The sequence below is a fragment of the Mesorhizobium sp. WSM4312 genome (assembly GCF_002294875.1).
Lineage (GTDB): Bacteria > Pseudomonadota > Alphaproteobacteria > Rhizobiales > Rhizobiaceae > Mesorhizobium.
The window spans coordinates 147,978-172,511 of record NZ_NSFU01000009.1; the positions used below are offsets into that span (position 1 = coordinate 147,978).

A 24,534-nucleotide genomic window follows, 5' to 3' on the forward strand; every position below is an offset into this window, starting at 1 on the left:
AATGGTCTCAGGCAACTGGGACGAGGTCGAAATGGGCAAGGGCTTCGGCGTAGGAAAGCGCTGGCCGGGCAACGTCGAAATGCACCGTGCGCATGCCGGCGGCATGGCCGCCATCGACATTGCGCTGCTGGTCGTCGACGAAGACACAAGCCTCGGCAGGCAGGCCTAACGCCTCGGTGACGAAACCATAGGCGCGCGCGTCGGGCTTGAGGATGCCGGTATAGGTGGCGTCGGCGATCACGTCGAACAGGCCGAGCAGCGGCAGCCGCCGGCGAAAATCGGCACCGTAGAACAGGTCGAGTTCGTTGGACAGGATCGCCAGGCGAAAGCCGGCGGCATGAACGGCGCGGATGGCATGTTCGGCTTCGGGCCGCACCACCTTTTCCGGCTCGGCCCCCCGTGCGCGCTGGACGAAGGTTTCCATTGCCTGCCAGTCCTCTCCGACGAGACGCCCGACCTCACTGGTGCGGGTGCGCCAATAGTCACGCTCGCTGATCTCGTCGGCCTGCATCGAGCGCCACAGCGGATCGCTGGCTGGATCGAACGGGCCGCGCCATTGCAGCGTTCCCGGCTTCAAGCCGAGCGCCTGTTCGGTCAGGGCATGGGTCTCGAATAGCGTGCGGGTGACGACGCCGCCGAAATCGAGGACGAGCGCCTGGGCCGGAGCAGCGCTCACGCAGCCACCCCCTTGGCCGGCATGCCGCGCGGGATGATGCCTTCCTCGACCCAGCGGTCGAAGATCTCGAGTGCCTTGGCGACAAAATCGTCGCTGTTGATATGGGCGTCGATCTCGTGGAACTCGACTTCGGGGGAAATCGCCTTGCGCATCTCGTCGACGAAGGCGGCGAGGGCTTCCGGCTCATAAAGCGGCTCGCCCGGCATGTCCCACTCCTGGATGCCTTGGGAAGGCAGGATGAGGGCGGAGCGCCCTTTCGAGGCGTCGAGCTTGGCGGCGATGGTCCTGGCGACCTCGCGGCGGTCGTCGGCATCGACGGTGATCGAGGCGATCAGCCTGTTATGGGCGTGAAACGGGCGCTCGGAAAATTTAGCCGGCAAATCCTGCCAGGTCGGCAGGTCGACCATGTCCACCGCGCCAGGGGCGGCGATCTGCGGAATGCCGCGAGCGCCGGCATTTTCCAGCCGGTCATTGCCGGAGGAGACGACGGAACCGGCCAGATGGTTGGTGATCTCCTGCAGGCTGAAATCGAAGACGGCGCAGAAATGATCCTGGCCGGCGATCGATTCGAAGGCGCGGCCGCCCATGCCTGTGGTGTGGAAGACGGCGACATCATAGCCGCGGCGTTCCAGCGCCGGCTTCAGCGTCTTCATGTAGCGCAGGCAGGAGCTGCCGAGCGACGTCATGCCGATGGTGGGGCCGATCGCCGGGGCCGAGGCGCGGTTCTCCAGAACGATCCTGGCCGCGCCGACCACCGCGCCGCAGGCCTGCGACAGGACCAGTCTGCAGATCGAGTTGAGGCCATAGAGCCCGCCGGCCCAGAGGATCATCATCAGGTCCGGCGCGACGCGTTCGGGCGGGATCAGGTGCGAATAGGCGATGGTGGAGACGACGAATTTCGGCACGCCGAGCGGCAGGGAAAGCGCGACGTCGAGCGCCAGGTCAGTACCCATTGAACCGCCTATGGCGATGAAGGCGTCGATCTCGCCATTGCGGTGCAGCTGGCGCACCAGTTGCACGGCCCCGCCCGCCATCAGCGTCATGGCGGTGTTCTCGTCACCGCTCGCGACGATCTCCTCGATCGTCACGTCGACGGCGCGGGCCACGGCGTGCTTGTCGTGATCGGGGCTGTAGGGCGGATTGCCCAGCACACTGACATCCATCATCACGGCGCTGCCGCCCGATGCCTCGATGCAGGCTTTCATGAACAGCAATTCGTCGGCCTTGGTGTCGCCGGTGCCGATAACCAGAATGCGGGGCGCGGTCTCTGCGGACATTAGGCCTGCCTCCTTAGACTTTGCAGATTGTCGCCATTGAGGCGCATCGAAATCTCCCGTGCCGTTGCCATGACCGCAAGTCCGCGTTGCGTGATGTCGGCCGTCGTCGTCCTGGCCTTCGGCGCGGCCACGGCGATGGTGCCGAGCGCGAAGCCGTCCGCCGCCAGGATTGCCGCCGCGACGGATATGACGCCTTCTTCCAGGCCCTGATCGCAGATCGAATAGCCGCGCTCGCGCGCCTCGGCCATGGAACGGGAAATGGCCGCGGGCTCGGTCAGCGTGTGCGCCGTGAAGGCTTCGAGAAGACCCGCCAGGCATGCCTTGACGGCCTCATCCCTGGCAAAGGCCAGATAGGCGATGCCCGACGCGGTCGAATGCAGGGGCAGAAGCTGGCCGATATCGATGTTGACGCGGTTCGCCCGGGCCGGATGCTCGACATGGACGGTGACCAGCCTGTCGATGCCGAATTCCGACAGATGCACGGTCTCGGCCGTGGCGCTGGCCAGATCCCGCACCAGCGGTACCGCGGTCCGCAGGAAAGGGAAGCGCGCCTCGCGGATGCGTGCCAGCCGCGACAGGCCGGCACCGAGCCTGTAGTGCCGCGTGGCGGCGTCCTGCTCGACGAAGCCATGACGCGTCAGCGCCACCAGCAGCCGCCGCGTCGTTGCCTTGTCGAAGCCCGAGCGGCGCGCCAGATCGCTCAGCCCGAGTTCGGGTTCGGCCACGGTGAACAGCTCCAGAAGTGAAATCGCCTTGCCGACCGTACCCAATGCGTCCTCCCGGCATTTGCCTCCCAGCAGGGGCAATCAATTAACGTGTGAATTAACTTGACAGCAAGCCGCTTGGTTTGCAAGTCTATATTCAAAATAACGGTTCAAATAATGAACCAATATCCAGAGCATATGGGACAGGCCATTCGGCCGGCAAGCCAAACCGGTTTGCAAACAGGAGGGATCAATGACAGCAGTTTCGGAACAGGCGCCGGCCAACAGGCTGCGCAAGAACAGTCTCGGCGTCGGCGCCATCACCTTCATGGTGATCTCGGCGGCCGCGCCCCTTACGGCGGTGGCCGGCGGCACGCCGCTCGGCATGCTGATGGGCAATGGCGCGGGCTTTGCCGGCACCTACCTGATCGTGACGGTGCTGCTGCTGCTGTTCGCGGTCGGCTATGTCGCCATGTCGCGCCATGTCGGCAATGCCGGCGCCTTCTATGCCTATGCCGCGCGCGGCCTGGGCGGTTTCGCCGGCGGCGCCACGGCGCTGATCGCCATCCTGTCCTACAATGCCATGCAGATCGGCGTCATGGGCATGCTTGGTGCAGCCACCTCCGGCCTGTTCGCCGGCTGGGGCATCAACCTGCCCTGGTGGGTGTGGAGCTTCATCGCCATCGCCATCGTCGCCGTGCTCGGCTACCGCCAGGTCGACCTGTCGGCCAAGATCCTGACGGTTCTGGTGCTGTGCGAATATGCCGTGGTGCTGATCCTCGATCTGACGATCCTCAAGACCGGCGGCGACAGCGGCCTGTCGGCCGCGCCGTTCAGCTGGAGCCAGATCATTTCGGGCGCACCGGCCATCGCCATCCTGTTCTGCTTCGCCGCCTTCATCGGCTTCGAGGCGACGACGATCTATGCCGAGGAAGCCCGCGACCCCAAGGTCACCATTCCGCGCGCCACCTATTTCTCGGTGCTTTTGATCGGCGTGTTCTACATGGTCACCGCCTGGCTGATGGCGGTGGGCGCCGGCGTCGACAAATTGCTGCCGGCGCTGCAAGGCCTGCAGGATCCGACGACCTTCCTGTTCGGCTTGTCCGACCGCTACGCCGGAACGCTGCTGACCCACGCCATGAGCATCCTGTTCGTGTCGAGCCTGTTTGCCGGCGTGCTGGCGTTCCACAATGCGGTCGCCCGTTACATCTATGTCTCTGGCCGCGAGAAGCTGTTGCCGCAGTCGATCGGCGTGACGCATTCGGCGCATCAGAGCCCGCATGTCGCCTCGGTGATCCAGAGCGTGCTTGCTGCCCTCGTCGTCGGCCTATTCGCCGTGCTCGGCCTCGATCCGGTGCTGGCGCTGTTTTCCTGGCTGACCAATGTCGCGACGCTCGGCGTCATCGTCATGATGGCGGTGGCCTCGCTGGCCGTGGTGATGTATTTCCGCGCCAACCCGTCGGCGCAGGAGAACGCGGTGAAGACCACCATCCTGCCCGGGCTGACCTTCATCGCCTTCGTCATCATCATCTATCTGATCGTCATCAATTTCGGCAGCCTGTCCGGAGCCGGCGGCTTCCTCGGCGTGTTCCTGCCGGGGCTGGTGCTGATCGCCGCGGTAGTCGGCCTGCTGCTGGCCGGCGCCCTGCGAGGCCGCGACCCGGTCGCCTTCGAGAGCCTCGGCCTGCCGCTGAAGGATTGAGCGAAATATCTGGGCGGCGTACCAAGCCGCCCAGCCCACCTGAAATGAGAAGATCATGATCAGTCAAAATGCCATCGACACGCTGTGCCACACGGAGATCGGCACGCGCGGCCTGTTCATCGATGGCGCACAATCGCAGGGAATAGCCGGCGCGACGCTGCCGGTGATATCGCCGATCGACGGCCGCGTTTTCGCCAGCATCGCCGACGGCAATGCCGCTGATGTCGACCGCGCGGTGACATCGGCGCGCAAGGCGTTCGAAAAGGGTTCGTGGTCGCGCGCCGCCCCCGCCTTCCGCAAGAAGGTGCTGAGCAGGCTCGCCGAACTGATCGAAAAGCATGTCGACGAACTGGCGGTGCTCGGCGTGCGTGACAACGGCACCGAGATCGGCATGGCCTACAAGGCAGAGCCGCTGTCCGCGGCCGGCACCATCCGCTACTACGCCGAGGCGATCGACAAGGTCTATGGCGAGATCGCGCCGACGGCAGAGAACGTGCTGGGCCTGATCCACAAGGAGCCGCTCGGCGTCGTCGGCGTCATCGTGCCGTGGAATTTTCCGCTGATGATCGGCGCCTGGAAGGTCGCGCCCGCCCTTGCCGCCGGCAATTGCGTGGTGGTCAAGCCGCCGGAGATCGCCTCGCTGACGCTGTTGCGGCTGGCGGAACTGGCGGCCGAGGCCGGCCTGCCCGCCGGCGTGCTCAACGTCGTCACCGGCCGGGGCGCGGTCACCGGCGAGGCGCTCGGGCTGCATATGGATGTCGACGCCATCGCCTTCACCGGCTCGGGGCCGGTCGGCCGGCGGCTGCTCGACTATTCCGCCCGCTCCAATGTGAAGCGCGTCTTCCTCGAACTCGGCGGCAAGTCGCCCAACATCGTCTTCGCCGACGCCCCGGACCTGAAGCAGGCGGCGGTCGTCTCGGCCAACGGCATTTTTCGCAATTCCGGCCAGGTCTGTGTCGCCGGCTCGCGCCTGCTCGTCCAGGCATCGGTCTATGACCGTTTCATGGACGAGCTTGTCTCGGCGACCACGCGGCTGAAGGTCGGCGATCCGCTCGATCTCACCAGCGACATCGGCGCGGTGTCGAGCGCGGAACAGCTGGACAAGAACCTCGGCTTCGTCGCCCGGGCGCAAATCGAAGGCGCACGCCTGGTCACCGGCGGCGAACGCATCCTGGCCGAGACCGGCGGCAGCTACATGGCGCCGACGATCTTCGAAAACGTCACGCAGAACATGCAGCTTGCCCGCGAGGAGGTGTTCGGGCCGGTACTCGGCGTCATGCGTTTCGACACCGAGGAGGAAGCGGTGCGCCTTGCCAATTCCACAGTCTACGGGCTCGCCTCCGCGGTGTGGACCGCCAACCTGTCCACCGCGCACCGCATGGTGCGCGCCATCAATGCCGGCGTCGTCCACGTCAACACCTATGGCGGCGCCGACATCACCGTGCCGCTCGGCGGCGTCAAGCAGTCCGGTTTCGGCCGCGACAAGTCACTGCACGCGCTGGAGAAATATCTGGAGCTGAAGACCGCCTGGATCGCGCTGTGAGGACCCGCTAGGCCTCCAGAATCTGATCCCTCCCGATTGCCCCGGATCGCAGCGCTACATCGCCGCGGTCGATCCAATGGCGTCTTGTGCTCCCGCCCTTCAAATTTTTGAGAGAATATTCCGGGCTTTGCCGAGAACGGCGAAACACGTTCTTTGATAAAACCGATAGAATTTCTGACGATGTGACCAAGCCTGGGCGATCCGCCTTGCTGTCATGACTTCACAACCGCAGAGATCAATCATGTCCGACGTCAACAACACTTTGCCATCTTCCCTTTGGTCAACCATCCACCGTCGCAGCGGCCTGGCTCTGCTGTTCGCATCGGCCGTCGCGGTCGGCAGCCTGATGGCGCCGCATGCGTCTTTCGCCGAGGACAAGAAGGCGATCAAGGTCGGCATCATCAGCGGCGAGGACGAGGATGTCTGGCGCGTCGTGGTCGCCCAGGCCGCCGAAAAAGGCCTGACCATCGAGACCGTAGTGTTCAACGATTACACCCAGCCGAACGAGGCGCTGGAGCGCGGCGAGATCGACGCCAACGCCTTCCAGCACCAGCCCTATCTCGACAACCAGATCAAGACTCAAGGCTATCACATCGTGCGCGTCGGCTACACCGGCGTCTGGCCGATCGGCCTCTACTCCAAGAAGTACAAGGCGGTCGCCGATCTGCCCGAGAGCGCGGTGATCGGCGTGCCGAACGACCCGTCCAATGAAGGCCGGGCGCTGCGCGTGCTGCAGAACGAGGGCGTGATCAAGCTGAAGGACGGCACCGGCATTCTGGCGACCACGGCCGACATCGCGGAGAACCCCAAGAAGGTCGAGATCAAGGAACTCGACGCCGGCATCGTCGGCCGCTCGGTCGAGGATCTCGATGCCGCCGTGGTCAACACCGACTGGGCGCTGAAAAGCGGCCTGACGCCGGGAAACCGCATCGCGCAGGAGCCCATCGCTGACAATCCCTACCGCAACTTTATCGCTGTCAAGGTCGGCAACGAGAACTCGGCCTGGGTGAAGACGCTGGTGGCCTCCTACCAGAACGACGCGGTGAAGGCCGAGTTCGACAAGGTCTACAGGGGCACCGGCCTCAGCGCCTATTGATCCGCGACCGGACGCCCGGTTCGAGAGCAAATGCGGTCCGCGCCTGAGCGCGGGCCGCACTTGCGTTTTCGATGGCGAGAACAGGAAACCGTATGAACCAGCATATCACGGCATCCAGGGAGATCGCCGATCCGCCCCACGCCGGACCCGACCTGTCGCAAGACGTTGTGCGCCTTGTCGACCTGAGGCGCCGCTTCGGTGCCACGCCGGCGATCGACGGCATCTCGCTGACGGTGCGCAAGGGCGAGATCCTCGGCATTATCGGCCGCAGTGGCGCCGGCAAGTCGACGCTGATCCGCTGCCTGAACGGGCTGGAGCGGCCCGATTCCGGCAAGGTCTTCATCGAGGGCCGCGAGATCAGCCGGCTTGGCGAGCGCGACCTGCAGCCGTTGCGGCGGCGCATCGGCATGATCTTCCAGCATTTCAACCTGCTGTCGGCCAAGACGGTCGAGGACAATGTGGCGCTGCCGCTGAAGATCGAGGGCCGTCCGAAGGCCGAGCGGCTGGCGCGGGCGGCGGAGCTGCTTGAGCTCGTTGGCCTGTCGGAGAAAGCCCGCGCCTATCCGGCATCGCTGTCAGGCGGCCAGAAGCAGCGCGTCGGCATCGCCCGGGCGCTGGCAGCGCGGCCGGCGCTGCTGTTGTCGGACGAAGCGACATCGGCGCTCGACCCGGAGACGACGCGCTCGATCCTCGCGCTGCTGAAAGACATCAACCGGCAGCTTGGACTGACCATCCTGCTGATCACCCATGAGATGGAAGTGATCCGCTCTATCGCCGACCGCGTGGCGGTGATCGACACCGGGCGCATCGTCGAGCAAGGCCCGGTCTGGTCGGTGTTCGCCGAGCCGCAGTCGGACATCACCAAAAGCCTGCTCGGCGCCATCCGGCCGCAACTGCCGGCCGAACTGGCGGCGCGGCTGCTGCCGGCTTCCGGCGCGGAGACGATCCTGCGCGTGGACGTGGCCGGCGAAGCGGCAAGCGGCCCGCTGCTGTCCGACCTTGCCATTGCTGTTCCGGGCGCCTTCCGCCTCGTCCACGGCGGCATCGACCATATCCAGCAGCAGCCGGTCGGGACGCTGTTTCTCTCTGTCGCTGGCAGCGATGCAAGCCACCTCGCTGCCGTCATCACATTCCTGAAGGCCCGCCAGGCGCGGGTGGAGGTGCTTGGCCATGTCGCCAGTCCTGTTTGAGCTTCTGCTGCGGTCGATCTGGGAGACGGTGCTGATGACGGCCGCCTCCGGTCTGATCTCGCTGGTCTTCGGCCTGCCGCTTGGACTTGCCCTGATCGCCACCGAGCGCGGCGGCATCGCGGAGAGCCTGTGGGTCAACCGCGTGCTCGGCGCAATCATCAACGGCTTCCGCTCGGTGCCGTTCATCATCCTTCTGGTGGCGCTGATCCCGCTGACGCGGCTGATCGTCGGCACCTCGATCGGCACATGGGCGGCCATCGTGCCGCTGTCGATCGCCGCCACGCCGTACTATGCGCGCATCGCCGAAGTGTCGCTGCGCGAGGTCGACCACGGCCTGATCGAGGCGGCGCGCGCCATGGGCGGCAACCGCTGGACGATCATCCGCGAGGTGCTGGTGCCGGAGGCGCTCCCCGGCATCGTCGCCGGCTTCACGGTGACGCTGGTGACGCTGATCGGCGCCTCGGCCATGGCTGGCGCCATCGGTGCAGGCGGCCTCGGCGACCTCGCCATCCGCTATGGCTATCAGCGATTCGAGACCTCGGTGATGGTCGCGGTGGTGATCGTGCTGATCATCCTGGTGTGTGGCATCCAGTGGGCGGGGGATCGATTGGTGGCGCGGCTGGATCGGCGGGGATGACCCGGCGAGCTACGCGATGATGTCTTCGATGAGAGCCTGTAGTGGTGCCTCGGACCCACTGAAACTGTCTATCATGGCCTGAATCACCCGGTCACGGTCGAGGATATCGGCGTTGAACGTGAAGCCTGCGTGCTCGGCGAGCATGGCCAGGAATGTAAGCTGGGTACGGCCATTGCCTTCACGAAATGGGTGAACGGCATTGATCTCCGCGATGATGTGCGCCAGATGCTTCGCAAAGCTGACTCTGTCAAGATCAGCCAGGTGGTCGGGGTTGCCGAGTTCGCGGAACACCCGAGCCATCTCACTGGCTATGTGCTCAGGATAACAGAACCAGCTGCCGGCCTTGCCGATGCGGATCGTGCGCGCCTGACCCGCCCAGCCATAGACATCCTGGAACAAGTGCTGGTGCACGTAGTCGAGTTCGCCTGCCGGAAGAGGCTCATCGGCGCGAGTCAGGAACAGGGCGAGCTCAACCTCATCGAGTTCGGCCTGATCGCGGACGTCCAGCAGATTGATGAGCACCGTCGTGCCGGGATAGCAGAGCGGATCGAACTCGGCAGCGTAGGCCAATGTCTATTTCTTTTTGCGGATTTCTTCCTTGATGAGCGAACGCCGCTCATCACCGGACAGTCCGCGCCGCACGCCCTGGCTAAGTATTTCACCCATGCGAGGGGAGAGCTTCATGCCTTCCACGGCGCTGATTTTCTCGCCGCGCACGCTCGTCAAGACGAACTGGCCTGTCTTGGCCGAACGGATGATTCTTGAATTGGGAGCCTTCATTCGCAAATCATATCATGGACCCGGAGGGGAACCAAAACGATTCCAGGCAAGCCGGGCTACCCCCTCAATCTCATACCCTCGGGATCGAAGAACGGCATCGGCGCCAAGCGCAGATGCGCGGTCGCCAGCGCCTTGCCGTCGTCTTCGTAGCCGAACTCCACCCTGCAACAGGAGCATATGGCATAGCTGGGTTCTCTGCCGCTCTCGCCCCACGGCATATCGGGGGACTGATCGAGGCCGCAGACACGGCACTTGAACTTCCCCTGAGGGTTCATGTGGTCCCGAACAAATCCTTGGCTTGCTCGGCTGTATAATAGCCAAGCCGGACGTCGCGCGCGACCAATTCCGGGTCGCGCTGGCGCGGGTCGCCGTAACCGCCGCCGCCGGGCGTGCCAACGCGCACGCGGTCGCCGGCCTTGAGCGGAATGTCCTGTTCCTTGGAGAGATGCGGCGGCACGTGTTCCTCGCCACCACGGAAGACGGTCACGCTGTTGACCGCGCCGTCCTTGCCGCCGAGCGCGCCTTGCGGGCCGAAACGGCCGTGATCCATGACGAAGGAGGCCCGCGCATCGCCGCGCAGGATCTCGACCTCATAGGCGAGGCCGAAACCGCCGCGATGCTTGCCGGCGCCGCCAGAGCCTTCGCGCAAGGCGTAGTGGCGATAGAGCACCGGAAAGGCCTGCTCCATGATCTCGACCGGCGGCGATTTTGAAATGCCGATGGTCGAGCAGCCATTGGTCAGCCCGTCATGGCCCGAATTGCCGCCATAGCCGCCACCGGAGATCTGGTACATGACGTAATCGCGGCCGCGCGCCGGATCGTTGCCGCCGAGCGCGAAATTGCCGCTGGAGCCGGCGGGCGCCGCCGTCACCTTGTCGGGCAATGCCTGCACCATGGCCGCGAACACCGCCTCGGCGATGCGCTGCGAGACTTCCGCCGCGCAGCCCGAAACCGGCCTTGGGTACTTGGCGTCGAGGAAGGTGCCTTCCGGCCGCTTGACGATCAACGGCTCGAAGGCACCGGCGCTGATCGGCACGTCCGGAAAGATGTGGCGCATGGCGAGATAGACCGAGGACAGGGTCGTCGCCAGCACGCTGTTCATCGGTCCGGCGCAAGGCTTGGACGAGCCGGCGAAATCGAAGACCAGCGTGTCGCCTTGTTTTTCCACCGCAAGGGCGATGGTCAGCGGCTCGTTGACCACGCCGTCGGAATCGACGAAGGCCTTCGAGCGATAGGTGCCGTCGGGAATGGCCGCTATGTTGGCGCGCATCTGCTCGGCGGCCCGGCGGCGCAGTTCGGCGATCGCCTCGACAACGGTTTCGTCCCCGTAACGATCCAGTATTCCATTGAGCCTATCCTGGCCGATCAGCAGCGCGGCGGCCTGGGCCCTGATGTCGCCGATGCGCTGGTCGGCGACGCGGATGTTGGAGCAGATGATGGCGTAGATCTCGGGATCGAGCACACCCTTCTTGAACAGTTTGACCGGCGGCAGCCGCAGGCCTTCCTGTTCGACCGCCGTCGCCGAGGCCGAGAAGCCGCCGGGCACCGAGCCACCAATGTCGGGCCAGTGGCCGGTGTTGGACAGCCAGCAGAAGATCTTGCCGTCCCGGTAGACCGGCATGGCGAAGCGCACATCCATCAGATGCGTGCCGCCAAGATAGGGATCGTTGACGATGTAGATGTCGCCCGGCTCAGGGGCCAGGCAACGGCCGTCGGCGATCATCTCGATCACCGTTTTCGTCGAATATTGCATGACGCCGACGAACACCGGCAGGCCCTGGCTTCCCTGTGCGATCAGTGAGCCGTCGACGGCCGAATAGATGCCGTCGGAGCGGTCGTTGGCTTCCGCAATGACCGGAGAGAAGGCAGCGCGGGAGAATGTCAGGTCCATCTCGTCGCAGACCTGCTGCAAGGCCGCCTGGAGGACCGAAAGGGTGATGGCGTCGAGCTTTGCCATGTCAATGTCAGGCATCTCAGGCCTCGCCAATGTCGATGATGATGTTGCCGTCGGCGTCCGACCTTGCGCGGTCGCCGGGCTCGAGCACGGTGGTGGCGTCCATCTGTTCGAGGATCGCCGGGCCTTCGATGACGGCATCGAGCGGCAGTTTTTCCCTGATATAGACCGGCGTGTCGTGCCACTGGCCTGCATACCAGACCGGCCGGATCTCGCGCCGCGCCTCGTCCAGCGTCTCGGCGCGCCCGGCCGGGTCGATCAGCCGCGACAGGTCGATCGCCGGGCGCACGCCGGTGACCGAGGTGTTGAGGTTGACGAGGTTGGCGCGGATTTCCGGCAGCTCGACCTTGAAGCGGGCAAAATAGGCCTTTTCGAACAGGGCCTGCAGCTCCTGCCGGGTCACGGACGAGGACGGCAGCGGCACGTTGATGATATGGGTCTGCCCGACGAACTGCATGTCGGCGGAGTGGGTGACGCGGATCGTCTCCGGCTTCACCGCTTCCTTGCCGATCAGCTCCTCGCCTTCGTTTCGGTGCCGTTCCAACACTTGGCGAAGCTGGCTTTCGTCCAGAACCGCGACCGGCTGGTTGATGGTGTTGACGAAGTCATGGCGCAGATCGGCAACGACGCAGCCGAGCGCGTTGGTGATGCCGGGGCGCGCCGGCACCAGCACACGGGGCAGGCCGAGTTCGCGCGCCAGCGCCGTCGCATGCAGCGGCCCGGCGCCGCCGAAGGCAAACAGCGCGAAATCGCGCGGGTCATGGCCGCGCGACACCGAGACCATGCGGATGGCGCCGGCCATCTTCATGTTGCCGAGCCTGAGCACCGCACCCGCCGCCTCGACACCGGACAGGCCGGTCGCCTTGCCGATCTTGTCCTCGAAGATGCCGGTGACGCGCTCCACGGTGACCGGGTTTTCGACAGCCAGCAGCTTCTTCGGCGCCAGCCGGCCAAGCACGAGATTGGCGTCGGTGATGGTCGTCTCGAGGCCGCCGCGGCCATAGCAGATCGGCCCGGGATTGGCGCCGGCGCTTTCCGGACCGATCTGGATCAGGCCGGCGGCGTCGACGCGGGCGATCGAGCCGCCGCCGGCGCCGACCGTGTGCACCGCCACCATCGGCACATGGATCGGCATGGCATATTCGATCTCGATCTCGTTGGAGACCGCCGGCTCGGCGTTGCGGATCAGCGCCACGTCGGTCGAGGTGCCGCCCATGTCGTAGGTGACGAGGTTCTCGAAGCCGGCACGCTTGCCCGTATAGGCGGCGGCGATGACGCCCGAGGCCGGGCCGGACATCACTGTCTTGGCCGATTCACGTGTGACGAAGCGGGCCGAGATCATGCCGCCATTGCCGTTCATGATCAGGAAGTCGCGGGCATAGCCTTTGGCGGCCAATTCCTTGCGCAGCCGCTCGACATAGCGCTCGAGAATAGGCTGCACGGAGGCGTTGACGGAAGCCGTCACCCCACGCTCGAATTCGCGCGCTTCCGACAGCAGCGCATGGCCCGTGGTGATGTAGCCGTTCGGCCAGAGCTCGGCGGCGATCTCGGCGGCGCGCCGCTCGTGCGAAGGGTTGGCGTAGGAATGCAGGAAATGGATGACGAGGGATTCGCAGCCGTCCGCGATCAGCGCCTTCACCGCCTCGCGCATCCCGGCCTCGTCGAGCGGCGTGCGCACCGCGCCGGAAGCCTCGACGCGTTCCGACACTTCGAGCCTGAGATTGCGCGGGATGACGGGAACGAAAGTGCCGGTCATGCCATAGGGTTGCGGCCGCGTGCGCCGGCCAAGCTCGATCACGTCGCGAAAGCCGCGCGTGGTGATCATGCCGGTCTTGGCCAGCCGGCGCTCCAGCACCGCATTGGTGGTGGTGGTCGTGCCATGCACGATGAGGTCGATGCCGTCGATCGCAAAACCGGTGGCGCCAAGTGCCGAAACCACGCCGAAGGCCTGGTTGTCGACGGTCGTCGGGGTCTTGGCGATATGCACCTTGCCGCCGTGCTTGCCGTCGATCAGAAGCAGGTCGGTGAAGGTCCCGCCGACATCGATGCCGGCCACGACGCTGCCCAGGGAATCCGGCGGCCGCACCGAAAAATTCTCTTTCATTGTCGAAACCCGAAATGCTGGGACTACGGATATGGCACAGTTTGGAAAGGTGTTTCGCGACGGTATCTTGACGCAAATATCGTTTGTATACTAATAAATTCCGGACACAAGAGCTTACCGCTTTGGAGTGTGCGAGCAGCACGCCGGGACCTGAACGGTCCGGGCGCGCAGGAAAAGGTTTGGCGCCCGCGTCCCCGGCTGGGCCAGAAAGTTGGATTTGATGAACACCACATCCGCCTTCAACACCGCCGGCGCCCGCCCGCTGCAGTTTCCTATACCGGCCAATGTCTATGCCGAAACCGTCGTCTCGGTGAAGCACTACACCGACCGGCTGTTCTCGTTCCGCATCACCCGCCCGCAGTCGCTGCGCTTCCGCTCCGGCGAATTCGTCATGATCGGCTTGCCCAATGCCGAGAAGCCGGTGTTCCGCGCCTATTCGGTGGCAAGCCCGGCCTGGGACGAGGAGCTGGAATTCTTCTCGATCAAGGTGCCGGACGGCCCGCTGACCTCGGAACTGCAGAAGATCCAGGTCGGTGACACCGTCATCATGCGCCAGAAGTCGACCGGCACGCTGGTGATCGACGCGCTGACCCCGGCCAAGCGGCTGTTCATGATCTCGACCGGCACCGGCATCGCGCCCTTCGCCAGCCTGCTGCGCGACCCCGACACCTATGAGAAATTCGACCAGCTGATCCTGACCCATACCTGCCGCGACAATGCCGAACTGACCTATGGCCAGGAATTGGTGGCGGCGCTGGAAAGCGATCCGCTGATCGGCGAACTGACCACCGGGCGCGTCACGCTCTACAATTCGACGACCCGCGAAGAATCGGCCCGCATGGGCCGCATCACCGCGCTGATCGGCTCGGGCAAGTTCTACGCCGATCTCGGTATCGAGAAGCTCAATCCGGAAACGGACCGCATCATGATCTGCGGCTCGATGCATATGCTCAAGGACGTCAAGGAACTAGCCGAAAGCCTCGGCTTCCAGGAAGGCTCGCTCAGCCATCCCGCGACCTTCGTCGTCGAGCGCGCCTTCGTCGGCTGAGGGCCGCACGCCCGGCACCTCAAGACCCGCATTTTGACCATGCGGTCAAAAACTAGCTGCTTTTGCGGCCTTTTTCAGCTATCCCTCGCTTGAGGACTCGTGAAGCGTGGCTTCACGGGCTATCTTGTCGGGAAACGACGCGCACCAAGACATAAGCGCAAGTCGCTGAATGAAAGGGCAGGAGATGAGCAGCACAATCCGCGAAGCCGATCTTGGCACCAAGGTGACGCCGCTGCCGGCCCGCGCCGCCGCCAACACCCCCGTGCCACTGGACCATCGCATTGCGCGCAATCCGGGCATGAAACTCGACCTCGGCTTCATGGAATCGGTGCGTAGCGTCAACCGCTCCGCACTGGAACGGCGCGTCGCCAGCCTGACCAAGCGGCGCTCGATCAAGGCCGACAACCAGGCGGCCTGGCTGCTGCGCGCTGTCGCCTGCATGGATCTGACGACGCTGAACTCCAACGACACCGAGGAGCGGGTGCGCCGACTCTGCGCCAAGGCGATCAATCCCTTCCGCCGCGATATCGTCGAAGGCCTCGGCATCGCAGGTGAAACCATCCGGCCGGCTGCCGTCTGCGTCTACCACCCCTTCGTCGCCACGGCCGTCGATGCCGTGCGCGGCACCGGCATCCACGTCGCCGCCGTTTCCACCGCCTTTCCGCATGGCCTGGCACCCCTGTCGACCCGGCTGCAGGAAATCGAGGCTTCGGTGCGCGACGGCGCCGACGAGATCGACGTCGTCATTCCGCGCGGGCTGGTGTTCGGCGCCAAGTGGCGGGAGCTCTACAATGAGATCGTGTCGATGCGTGCTGCCTGCGGCGATGCGCATCTGAAGGTCATTCTGGGCACCGGCGACCTCGCCACTTTGCGCAATGTCATGCTGGCCTCGATGGTGGCGATGATGGCAGGCGCCGATTTCATCAAGACCTCGACCGGCAAGGAAAGCGTCAACGCCACGCTGCCCGTCGGCCTCGCCATGGTGCGCGCCATCAGGGCCTATTTCGAGGAAACCGGCTATCTCATCGGCTTCAAGCCGGCCGGCGGCATATCCACGGCAAAAGCCTCGCTCGACTGGCTGGTGCTGATGAAGGAAGAGCTCGGCCGGCCATGGCTGGAACCGGAACTGTTCCGCTTCGGCGCGTCGAGCCTTTTGACCGACATCGAGCGGCAGCTCGAGCATCATCTGACCGGGCACTATTCGGCCAATCACCGCCACGCAATGGCTTGAGCACCCACCCCGATCGGCCTGGCCGATCGACCCTCCCCGCCAAGGGGAAGGGTGAAGGAGGCACCCCATGAATATTCTCGACCGCTATCACGCCATGGAATACGGACCGGCGCCGGAAGCCCGCAACGAGGCCGATGCGTGGCTTGCCGCGCGCGATTTCGGCAAGGCGCTGTTCATCGACGGCGGCTGGAAAGCCGCTTCCGGCGGCAAGACTTTCGAAACCAGCGAGCCGTCTTCCGGCAAGCTTCTGGCCAAGGTCTCCGACGCCAGTGCCGCCGATATCGACGCGGCGGTTGCGGCCGCCACGAAGGCGCTGCCGAAATGGAGTGCCAGTTCAGGCTACCAGCGCGCCAAGGTGCTTTATGCCATCGGCCGTGCCATGCAGCGGCATCAGCGCCTGTTCGCGGTGCTCGAGTCCACCGACAACGGCAAGCCGATCCGCGAAAGCCGCGACATCGACGTGCCCCTGGCGATCCGCCATTTCATCCATCACGCCGGCTGGGCGCAGGCGCTGGACAAGGATTTTCCCGGGCACAAGGGTGTCGGCGTCGTCGGCCAGATCATCCCTTGGAATTTCCCGCTGCTGATGCTGGCCTGGAAGATCGCGCCGGCACTGGCCGCCGGCTGCACGGTGGTGCTGAAGCCGGCCGAGTTCACGCCGCTCACCGCCATCCTGTTCGCCGAGATCTGCGAGCGTGCCGGCGTACCGAAGGGCGTCGTCAACATCGTGCAGGGTGGACCGGAAGCGGGCGCGGCCATCGTCAACCATCCCGGCATCCAGAAGATCGCCTTCACCGGCTCGTCGGAAGTCGGCAAGATCATCAGGAAGGCCACCGCCGGATCGGGCAAGAAACTGTCGCTGGAGCTCGGCGGCAAATCGGCCTTCATCGTCTTCGAGGATGCCGATCTCGACAGCGCTGTGGAAGGTCTGGTCGACGGCATCTGGTTCAACCAGGGCCAGGTCTGCTGCGCCGGATCGCGGCTCCTGGTGCAGGAAGGCATTGCCGAAGCCCTGATCGCCAAGGTCAAGACGCGGATGAGCCGGCTGCGCGTCGGCAGTCCGCTCGACAAGAACACCGATATCGGCCCGCTGGTCGATCCGACGCAGCTCGACCGCGTCAAGGGTCTGGTCGCCGAAGGCGCGAAGCAGGGCGCCGTCTGTTGGCAGCCGGATGCGGCGCTGCCGGCCACCGGCTACTATCACCTGCCGACACTCGCCACCGGTGTTTCGCCGGCTAACATCCTGGCGCAGGAAGAGGTGTTTGGGCCAGTTCTGGCGACCATGACCTTCCGCAACACCGAGGAAGCGATCGAGCTTGCCAACAACACGCGCTACGGGCTCGCGGCGAGCGTGTGGAGCGAGAATGTCAACCTCGCGCTCCATGTCGCGCCGCAGCTGAAGGCCGGCGTCGTCTGGGTCAACGGCACCAACATGTTCGATGCCGCCTGCGGCTTCGGCGGCTACCGCGAAAGCGGTTTCGGCCGCGAGGGCGGGCGCGAAGGCATGTTCGAATATCTCGCGGCAAATCTGCCGCTCGGACCGGTCATCAAGCCGGCGGTGGTCTCGGCGCAACCGGTCGAGCAGGCTGACGGCGCGGCCATCGACCGCACGGCAAAATTGTTCATCGGCGGCAAGCAAATTCGGCCCGACGGCAATTATTCGCTGGCTGTCGCCACCGCCAAGGGCAAGCTGGCCGGCGAAGTCGGCTTTGGCAACCGCAAGGATGTCCGTGACGCCGTCGCGGCCGCCCGCGCCTGCAAAGGCTGGCCGGAAGCCACCGCCTACAATCGCTCCCAGGTGCTTTATTACCTGGCCGAGAATCTTTCCGGCCGCGCTGGCGAGTTTGCCGCCCGTCTCAGCGAGCTGACCGGGGCTACGCCCAAGGCGGCGCGCGAGGAGGTCGACCAATCGATCGAACGACTGTTCCTCTATGCTGGTCTTGCCGACAAGTTCGAGGGGCGCGTGCACCAGCCGCCGGCCCGCGCGGTGACGCTGGCGCTGCATGAGCCGGTCGGCGTCGTCGGCATCGTCGCACCGGACGCATCACCGCTGCTTGGCCTGATCTCGCTGGTGGCGCCGGCGCTGGCCATGGGCAACACGGTGGTCGCGGTGCCTTCGGAACGCTATCCGCTGCTCGCCACCGATCTCTATCAGGTGATCGAATATTCGGACGTTCCGGCCGGCGCCATCAACATCGTCACCGGCCGCACCGCCGAGCTTGCCGGCGTGCTGGCCAAGCATGACGATGTCGACGGGCTCTGGGTGTTCGCCGATGCCGAGACCTGCGCCAAGGCGGAAGCCGAGTCCATCGGCAACCTCAAGCGCGTCTGGAGCGGCAATGGCCGCGGCCTCGACTGGGCATCCGACGAGGCGGCCGGCGATGCTTTCCTGCGCCGCGCCGTCGAGGTCAAGAATGTCTGGGTGCCTTACGGCGACTGACATTTCCCGGCTGTCGCAATGGTGATCGTGTTCGGGCTTGACGCCCGGACATATGTTCTTTAACGAGAAAAAACATCTTTATCAGTGAACTGGCTGCGCCACAGGCCGCACAATCGAGCCTGACTGGCACATGACGCCTCGGCCGGTCGCCGATAAAGGCAGTTGACACCCAAGCAGGCGAGGAAAAAGGCATGGCGGATCTGGCAGGCAAGGTCGTTGTCATCACGGCGGCGGCGCAAGGCATCGGCAAGGCGAGCGTGCTGGCCTTCGCCAAGACTGGAGCCACCGTCCACGCCACCGACATCAACGAGACGCTTCTCGCCGAACTCGCCAAGACGCCGGGGATTAAAACTCGCAAGCTCGATGTCCTCAACGACGAGGCGGTCAACGCCGCCTTCGCCGAGATCGGCCGCGTCGACGTGCTGTTCAACTGCGCCGGCTTCGTCCATTCCGGATCGATCCTGGAGATGAAGGATGGCGATCTCGATTTCGCCTTCAACCTCAATGTCCGCGCCATGATCCGCACCATCCGGGCCGTGCTGCCCGGCATGCTGGAGCGCGGCGACGGATCGATCGTCAACATGTCTTCCGTCGCCGGCGCCGGCAAAGGCGTGCCGAACCGCTTTGCCTATGGCGTCACCAAGGCCGCTGTCATCGGCCTGACCAAGGCGATTGCCGCCGACTATGTCGGCAAGGGCATACGCTGCAACGCCATCTGCCCAGGCACCGTCGAGAGCCCGTCGCTGCAGGACCGCATGCATGCGCAGGGCGACTACGAAGCCGCCCGCGCCGCCTTCATCGCCCGCCAGCCGATGGGCCGGCTCGGCACGCCGGAGGAAATCGCCGATCTCGCCGTCTATCTGGCCGGCGCGACCTACACGTCCGGGCAGGCCTATAATATCGACGGCGGCTGGTCGATCTGAGATCGGGTTCCGCTCCAACGTCTGCCGTGGATCGGGAAGTCTGAAAATCCGGCGCGCCGGCCCGCCCAACAGCTGTCCGTGCTTGCCCGGGAAGAGGTCGATGGGTACGGTCCGCCCGGCTCCCTGGGGAGCCATCGCCTCGGCGGAGAGTTTGCAAAAGGCCGCGAGGCCGCAACCAGGAGAAGGATTTAGATGAAACTGCTGCGCTATGGCGAGGCGGGGAGCGAACGCCCCGGCCTGCTCGATGCGGATGGAACGATCCGCGATCTCTCCGCCCATGTCGCCGACATTGCCGGCACCACGCTTCATCCGGCCTCGCTGGAGATGCTGGGCAAGCTCGATCCGAAGTCGCTGCCGGCGGTTTCCGGCAAGCCTCGCCTCGGCGCCTGCGTTGGCGGCACCGGAAAATTCATCTGCATCGGCCTCAACTACTCCGACCACGCCGCCGAAACCGGCGCCACCGTGCCGCCGGAACCGATCATCTTCATGAAAGCAAGCTCGGCCATTGTCGGTCCGGATGATGACGTGCTGATCCCGCGCGGCTCTGAAAAGACCGACTGGGAAGTCGAGCTCGCCGTGGTTATCGGCAGAAAAGCCAAATATGTCAGCGAAGCCGATGCGCTCGACTATGTCGCCGGCTATGCCGTTGCGCATGACGTGTCCGAGCGCGCCTTCCAGGCCGAGCGTCAGGGCCAGTGGACCAAGGGCAAGAGCTGCGACACGTTTGGCCCGACCGGCCCGTGGCTGGTGACCAAGGACGAAGTCGCCGATCCGCAGAACCTGAAGATGTGGCTGACCGTCAACGGCAAGACCATGCAGAACGGCTCGACCAAGACCATGGTCTATGGTGTCAAATATCTGGTGTCCTACCTCAGCCAGTTCATGTCGCTGCACCCCGGCGACATCATTTCGACAGGTACCCCGCCCGGCGTGGGCCTCGGCATGAAGCCACCGGTGTTCCTCAGGGCTGGCGATGTGGTGGAACTGGGCATCGAGGGCCTGGGCCAGCAGAAGCAGACGTTCAAGGCTGATTTGTAGGCGCGGCGGCTCCTGACCTTCTCCCCTTGCGGGAGAAGGTGGCCTCGCGAAGCGAGGTCGGATGAGGGGTGCGCGAAGGATCTCAGGTTTGCAGAAGTAAGCGCCTGAAATCTTTCGATCTTTTCACGCCTCACTCCGCTGGAACACCCCTCATCCGTCTCGGCGCTGCGCGCCGATCCACCTTCTCCCACAAGGGGAGAAGGTCAGGGCGCTACTTTATCGTCTTCCCATCCGCGCCAAACCGGTAGGTCTTTGCCGGATCCGGTGTCGCATAAAGCGTCGCGCCTGGCTCCGCGTCATAGACGCCGAAGATGCGCACCGTAATCAGCCCGGCCTTTTCGCAGTCGAGATAAAGATTGGTGTCGGCGCCGAGATGTTCGGCATGCACCACCGTGCCCTTCCAGGCGCCTGACTTCGTGTCGACGGTCAGATGTTCCGGCCGCACGCCGATGGTCTTGGCCGTCTCGCCAAGGCGAGCGCCGTCGATGAAATTCATCTTCGGCGAGCCGATGAAGCCGGCGACGAATTCGTTTGCCGGTGAATTGTAGAGCTCCATCGGACCGCCGATCTGCTCGATCCTGCCGGCGTTCAGCACGACGATCTTGTCGGCCAGGGTCATCGCCTCGACCTGGTCATGGGTGACGTAGATCATCGTTGCCTTCAGCCGGCGGTGCAACTGTGCGATCTCAAGCCGGGTGTTGACGCGCAGTGCCGCATCGAGGTTCGACAGCGGCTCGTCGAAGAGGAACAGTTTTGGCTCGCGCACCACGGCGCGGCCGATGGCGACGCGCTGGCGCTGACCACCGGAGAGTTCGGCAGGCCGCCTTTCGAGATACGGCTCCAGCGACAGCATGGACGAGGCGATGCCGATGCGGCGGTCGATCTCGGCCGCCGGCGTGCCGGCCTGTTTCAGGCCGAGGCCCATATTGTTCCTCACCGTCAGATGCGGGTAGAGCGCATAGGTCTGGAACACCATGGCGATGCCGCGCTTGGCCGGCGGTGTGGCCGACACATCCGCGCCGTCGATCACCACCCGGCCCGAGGTCGAATCCTCCAGCCCGGCGATGACCCTGAGCAAGGTCGACTTGCCGCAGCCCGACGGGCCGACGAAGACGACGAATTCGCCATCCGTCACTTCGAGGTTGATGCCTTTCAGCACCTCGACGGGCCCAAAGGCCTTCTTCACATTCTCGATCTTCAGCGAGCCCACAGCGGTCCTCCAAATTGATGAGTGAGCGCCAAGGCACCCCCCGATGACAATGCCCCGGTCACAATCGCACCGCCTTTCCGCTGCGCACGCTCTCGTCGGCGGCAAGGCAGACGGCGAGCGATCTCACTGCGTCGTCCATGTGCCTATTGAGGTCGATATCCTCGCGGATCGCCTTCAGCACGAAGGCCTGTTCGAGGTCGCAGAGGTCCTGATGTCCGGGTTCGCCGGCCATGGACAGCATCTCGTCCGCCTTGATGAATTTGCCGTCCGGACCGGTCGCCGCACCGTGCAGGCGGATGGTCGAGGTCTTGGTGTGGGTGTCGATGTCGTCCGACTTCACACCTTCTTTCATGACGATCGACACGCAGCCATTCGGCGAGATGACGTCCTTCACGAAGAAGGCGGTTTCGGAAATCATCGGCCCCCAGCCGGCTTCGTACCAGCCGACCGAACCGTCATCGAACAGCACCTGCAGGTGGCCGTAATTGTACATCGTCGGCGCCACTTCCTGCGTCAGCCGCAGCCCCATGCCGCGCACCTCGACCGGCCTGGCGTCGGTGATCTGCAGCATGACGTCGAGATAGTGGACGCCGCAGTCGACGATAGGCGACGTCGTCTGCATCAATTGCTTGTGCGTCTCCCAGGTAGGGCCTGAGGACTGCTGGTTGAGATTCATGCGGAAGACATAGGGGCCGCCGAGCTTGCGCGCCTCGGCGATCAGCCGGATCCAGGACGGGTGGTGGCGCAAGATATAGCCGATCACCAGTTTTTTGCCGTTGGCCTTGGCGGCCGCGACGACGCGTTTTGCGTCGGCCACCGTCGTTGCCAGCGGCTTCTCGACAAAGACATGGCAGCCGGCCTCGAGCGCTTTCACGGCATAGTCGGCATGGCTGTCGGAATAGGTGGCGACGCAGGCGACATCAGGCTTTTCGTCGCGCAGCGCCTCGTCGAAGGAACGCCTGATGCCATAGGCCGACAAGCCTTCCGGCAGCGGCACGTCGGAACGGTTGATCAGTGCCGCAATCTCGAAGCCAGGATTGGTGTGATAGGCCAGCGCATGGCTGCGGCCCATATTGCCGAGGCCGGCGACGACGACGCGAAGGGGTGGTTTTGAGCTCACTTGACGGCTCCAGACGTAATGCCGCGGATCAGCTGCCGCGAGAAGATGACGTAGAGGATCAGCACCGGCATGATCGCCAGCGAGAGTGCCGCCAGGATGGCGTTCCAGTTGGTGACGAACTGGCCGAGGAAGAGCTGCGCGCCGAGCGTCACCGTCTTGGTCTCTTCCGAGGGCGCCAGGATCAGCGGAAACCACAGATCGTTCCAGATCGGGATCATGGTGAAGACGGCGACCGTCGCCATCGATGGCCGCACCAGCGGCAGCACCAACCGGAAGAAGATGGTGTATTCCGACAGGCCGTCGATGCGGCCGGCATTCTTCAGGTCGTCGGACACCTGCTTCATGAATTCCGACAGGATGAAGACGGCGAGCGGCAGGCCTTGCGCGGTGTAGACCAGGATGAGTGCGGTCAGCGTGTTGACCAGCCCGCTCGCCACCATCAATTGCAGGATGGCGACGGTGCCGAGGCGGATCGGGATCATGATGCCGAGCGCCAGATAGAGCCCCATCAGCGAATTGCCGCGGAAGCGGTATTCCGACAGTGCGAAGGCCGCCATGGCGCCGAACAAAAGCACGAAGAACAGCGAGGCGACGGTGACGACGAGGCTGTTCTGGAAATAGTGGATGAAGTCGCCCTGGCCGATCACCGTGGTGTAGCCGATCAGGTCGAATGTCTTCGGCGTCGGCGGCGTCAGCGGCGCGCCGAAGATGCCGGCGCGGGACTTGAACGAATTCATGATGACCAGGATCACCGGAAACAGCGCGATCGCCGTATAGGTCAACAGAATCGCGTGGGCGCCGATGGTGCGGGGCAGCGAACGGGTGGCAGTGCTCATCTCTTGCCCTCAGAACTGGTAGCGACGCAGGCGCGTCTGGACGAGGAAGAGGTAGACACAGACGCCGCCGAGGATGATCAGGAACATCATCGTGGCGATCGCCGCGCCCATGTTGGGGTCGCCGACCTGCAGCTGGAAGCCGAAGAAGGCGCGGTAGAGGAAGGTGCCGAGAATGTCGGTCGAATAGTTCGGCCCGGCGAGCGCGCCCTGTGCGCTGTAGATCAGGTCGAAGGCATTGAAATTGCCGACGAAGGTGAGGATCGAGATGATGCCGATCGACGGCAGGATCAGCGGCAGCTTGATCTTCCAGAACTGCGACATGCCGGTGATGCCGTCGCATTCGGCGGCCTCGATCACCTCGTCGGGGATCGACAGGAGTGCTGCGTAGATCAGCATCATCGGGATGCCGACGAACTGCCACACCGAGATCAGGCTGAGCGCGGTCAGCGCGTATTCTTCCTTGCCGAGCCACGGCGTGAACAGGCTTTTCAGGCCGATAAGGTCCAGCATGTGCGGCGCCACGCCCCAGAGCGGCGACAGGATCAGCTTCCAGGCGAAGCCGACGATGACGAAGGACAGGATGGTCGGCACGAAGATCGCCGTGCGGTAGAAGGCCGCGAATCTGAGCCTCGGGCTGGACAACAGGGCTGCCAGCATCACGCCGATCGGGTTCTGCACCAGCATATGGATGATGAAGAACCAGACGTTGTTGCGCAGCGCATTCCAGAAATTCACCGACCAGTTGGGGTCGCCGAACAGCGTGCGGAAATTGTCCAGTCCGACAAAGACCTGGTGCTGCTCGATGTTGCGGAACAGCGACAGCTGCAGCGTGCCGGCGAGCGGCAGGATCATGATTGCCGTATAGACGAGCACGGCCGGCGCCAGGAAGATGGCGATGTGCCAGCGAAACGGTCTTTTCGGTCGGATATCTGCGGCCATGAGTTCGGTTCCCGCCGTCTCTCGGTTCCAGACGATGTTGTTGCTAGATGATGCCTCGATGCACGGCCCAGACATCCTTACCGGTG

Annotated in this window: 21 protein-coding genes; 10 read left to right on the top strand and 11 right to left on the bottom strand. The window is 64.5% G+C overall.

Annotated elements, in window-relative coordinates; all coding sequences use genetic code 11:
- Positions 1-7 precede the first annotated feature (7 nt).
- From CK228_RS16740 to CK228_RS16750, 3 genes are read right to left on the bottom strand one after another with little or no spacing between them, the layout of a single operon-like run.
- Positions 8-676: an HAD-IA family hydrolase gene (locus CK228_RS16740; protein ID WP_095788562.1), complete on the bottom strand. Its 669-nt coding sequence runs from the start codon at positions 674-676 to the stop codon at positions 8-10.
- Positions 673-1,953: a Tm-1-like ATP-binding domain-containing protein gene (locus CK228_RS16745; protein ID WP_095788563.1), complete on the bottom strand. Its 1,281-nt coding sequence runs from the start codon at positions 1,951-1,953 to the stop codon at positions 673-675. Before CK228_RS16745 ends, CK228_RS16740 begins: the two co-directional genes overlap by 4 nt.
- Positions 1,953-2,723, bottom strand: coding sequence for an IclR family transcriptional regulator (locus tag CK228_RS16750; RefSeq protein ID WP_095788564.1), 771 nt, complete (start codon positions 2,721-2,723; stop codon positions 1,953-1,955). The genes CK228_RS16745 and CK228_RS16750 overlap by 1 nt, the downstream gene beginning before the upstream one ends.
- Positions 2,724-2,910: 187 nt before the next feature.
- On the opposite strand from CK228_RS16750, the gene CK228_RS16755 reads away from it, so the two are divergent.
- The 5 genes from CK228_RS16755 to CK228_RS16775 all read left to right on the top strand — a co-directional run bounded on the left by CK228_RS16755 (position 2,911) and on the right by CK228_RS16775 (position 8,825).
- Positions 2,911-4,359: an APC family permease gene (locus tag CK228_RS16755; protein ID WP_095788565.1), complete on the top strand. Its 1,449-nt coding sequence runs from the start codon at positions 2,911-2,913 to the stop codon at positions 4,357-4,359.
- 55 nt (positions 4,360-4,414) lie between these two features.
- Positions 4,415-5,902, top strand: a complete 1,488-nt coding sequence (locus CK228_RS16760) for an aldehyde dehydrogenase (protein ID WP_095788566.1) — start codon at positions 4,415-4,417, stop codon at positions 5,900-5,902.
- 241 nt (positions 5,903-6,143) lie between these two features.
- Entirely contained in the window at positions 6,144-6,998 is an 855-nt protein-coding gene (locus CK228_RS16765) for a MetQ/NlpA family lipoprotein (protein ID WP_095788567.1), read from the top strand.
- A gap of 92 nt (positions 6,999-7,090) precedes the next feature.
- A complete protein-coding gene (locus CK228_RS16770) occupies positions 7,091-8,188 on the top strand; it encodes a methionine ABC transporter ATP-binding protein (RefSeq protein WP_095788568.1) in 1,098 nt (365 codons plus the stop codon).
- Entirely contained in the window at positions 8,169-8,825 is a 657-nt protein-coding gene (locus CK228_RS16775) for a methionine ABC transporter permease (protein ID WP_095773447.1), read from the top strand. Before CK228_RS16770 ends, CK228_RS16775 begins: the two co-directional genes overlap by 20 nt.
- A gap of 9 nt (positions 8,826-8,834) precedes the next feature.
- Here CK228_RS16775 and CK228_RS16780 read toward each other — a convergent pair whose 3' ends face one another.
- From CK228_RS16780 to CK228_RS16800, 4 genes are all read right to left on the bottom strand, one after another.
- Entirely contained in the window at positions 8,835-9,395 is a 561-nt protein-coding gene (locus CK228_RS16780; protein ID WP_095788569.1) for a Fic family protein, read from the bottom strand.
- A 3-nt stretch (positions 9,396-9,398) separates the two neighbouring features.
- On the bottom strand, positions 9,399-9,605 hold the full coding sequence (locus tag CK228_RS16785; RefSeq protein WP_095773331.1) for a hypothetical protein: 207 nt from the start codon (positions 9,603-9,605) through the stop codon (positions 9,399-9,401).
- Between the two features lie 271 nt (positions 9,606-9,876).
- Positions 9,877-11,562 (bottom strand): hydantoinase B/oxoprolinase family protein, encoded by a 1,686-nt coding sequence (locus CK228_RS16795; RefSeq protein WP_095788680.1) that lies wholly within the window; start codon positions 11,560-11,562, stop codon positions 9,877-9,879.
- 16 nt (positions 11,563-11,578) lie between these two features.
- Complete coding sequence (locus CK228_RS16800) at positions 11,579-13,663, bottom strand: hydantoinase/oxoprolinase family protein (RefSeq protein ID WP_095788571.1); 2,085 nt, start codon at positions 13,661-13,663, stop codon at positions 11,579-11,581.
- Between the two features lie 220 nt (positions 13,664-13,883).
- Between CK228_RS16800 and CK228_RS16805 the strand changes: the two genes are divergently transcribed.
- The 5 genes from CK228_RS16805 to CK228_RS16825 all read left to right on the top strand — a co-directional run bounded on the left by CK228_RS16805 (position 13,884) and on the right by CK228_RS16825 (position 20,343).
- A complete protein-coding gene (locus CK228_RS16805; RefSeq protein WP_095773334.1) occupies positions 13,884-14,711 on the top strand; it encodes a ferredoxin--NADP reductase in 828 nt (275 codons plus the stop codon).
- A 184-nt stretch (positions 14,712-14,895) separates the two neighbouring features.
- The gene (gene deoC, locus CK228_RS16810) at positions 14,896-15,942 is read left to right on the top strand and encodes a deoxyribose-phosphate aldolase (protein WP_010912704.1); all 1,047 of its coding nucleotides are present in this window, start codon (positions 14,896-14,898) and stop codon (positions 15,940-15,942) included.
- A 67-nt stretch (positions 15,943-16,009) separates the two neighbouring features.
- A complete protein-coding gene (locus CK228_RS16815; RefSeq protein WP_095788572.1) occupies positions 16,010-18,382 on the top strand; it encodes an aldehyde dehydrogenase family protein in 2,373 nt (790 codons plus the stop codon).
- 191 nt (positions 18,383-18,573) lie between these two features.
- A complete protein-coding gene (locus CK228_RS16820) occupies positions 18,574-19,305 on the top strand; it encodes an SDR family oxidoreductase (RefSeq protein WP_095788573.1) in 732 nt (243 codons plus the stop codon).
- Positions 19,306-19,497: 192 nt separating this feature from the next.
- A complete protein-coding gene (locus CK228_RS16825; RefSeq protein ID WP_095788574.1) occupies positions 19,498-20,343 on the top strand; it encodes a fumarylacetoacetate hydrolase family protein in 846 nt (281 codons plus the stop codon).
- 211 nt (positions 20,344-20,554) lie between these two features.
- On the opposite strand, the gene CK228_RS16830 is transcribed toward CK228_RS16825, so the two are convergent.
- From CK228_RS16830 to CK228_RS16845, 4 genes are read right to left on the bottom strand one after another with little or no spacing between them, the layout of a single operon-like run.
- Positions 20,555-21,553: an ABC transporter ATP-binding protein gene (locus CK228_RS16830; protein WP_095788575.1), complete on the bottom strand. Its 999-nt coding sequence runs from the start codon at positions 21,551-21,553 to the stop codon at positions 20,555-20,557.
- 58 nt (positions 21,554-21,611) lie between these two features.
- Entirely contained in the window at positions 21,612-22,673 is a 1,062-nt protein-coding gene (locus CK228_RS16835; protein WP_095788576.1) for a Gfo/Idh/MocA family oxidoreductase, read from the bottom strand.
- On the bottom strand, positions 22,670-23,509 hold the full coding sequence (locus CK228_RS16840; protein WP_010912697.1) for a carbohydrate ABC transporter permease: 840 nt from the start codon (positions 23,507-23,509) through the stop codon (positions 22,670-22,672). Before CK228_RS16840 ends, CK228_RS16835 begins: the two co-directional genes overlap by 4 nt.
- 9 nt (positions 23,510-23,518) lie before the next feature.
- The gene (locus CK228_RS16845; RefSeq protein ID WP_095788577.1) at positions 23,519-24,448 is read right to left on the bottom strand and encodes a sugar ABC transporter permease; all 930 of its coding nucleotides are present in this window, start codon (positions 24,446-24,448) and stop codon (positions 23,519-23,521) included.
- Positions 24,449-24,534 lie beyond the last annotated feature (86 nt).